Below are 547 nucleotides of genomic sequence, written 5' to 3'. Positions count from 1 at the left end.
GGGTGGCGGGAGCCGGCGCGGGCAGAGTATGCGGCGGGTTACTCGGGTTGCCACCGGCCGATCTTCTTGCTGATGAGGGTGGCGCCGATGCGTGTGTAGAAGCGTTGTGCCGCCTCGTTGGTCTCTGCGACTTCCCAGCGGATCACCTTGCCGCCGGCGGCTTCGGCTGCCGCGCGCATGAGCTGTTCGCCCACGCCGTGGCCGCGTTCGGCGCCGGACACGTACAGGTCGTCCAGGTGGAGGTAGTTCTCGCCGGACCAGAAGCTGAGCCGTTCCAGCCAGGAGACGTAGCCGACGGCCTGGCCGTCCCGTTCGGCGATCAGGTAGGTGATCTCCGGGCGGGCCAGCATCTGCTGCAGGCCGGCGACGGTGACGGTGATGGCCCAGGACTGGTCCTGGTGCTTGGCCAGACCGCAGATCAGGTCGTGCACGGTGGCGGCGTCGGCGGGGGTGGCGCGCCGGATGGAGATCATCTTGGTCCTTTCAGAGTTCGGGACGGCATGCCGGTGTGGGAGCGGGTGCGCCCGGCGGTCATTCCTGTCTCTTA

At 68.4% G+C, this 547-nt stretch carries 1 protein-coding gene; it reads right to left on the bottom strand.

Features of this window, described 5'->3' with window-relative positions; all coding sequences use genetic code 11:
* Positions 1-38 precede the first annotated feature (38 nt).
* On the bottom strand, positions 39-473 hold the full coding sequence (locus tag C1J01_RS48520) for a GNAT family N-acetyltransferase (protein ID WP_111185886.1): 435 nt from the start codon (positions 471-473) through the stop codon (positions 39-41).
* Positions 474-547: the final 74 nt, after the last annotated feature.

Origin of the sequence: Nonomuraea aridisoli, assembly GCF_003236395.1 — a bacterium.
Classification (GTDB): Bacteria; Actinomycetota; Actinomycetes; order Streptosporangiales; family Streptosporangiaceae; genus Nonomuraea; species Nonomuraea aridisoli.
Note: the sequence above shows the minus strand (reverse complement) of the source record. Positions and strands in the feature narration are given on the sequence as shown.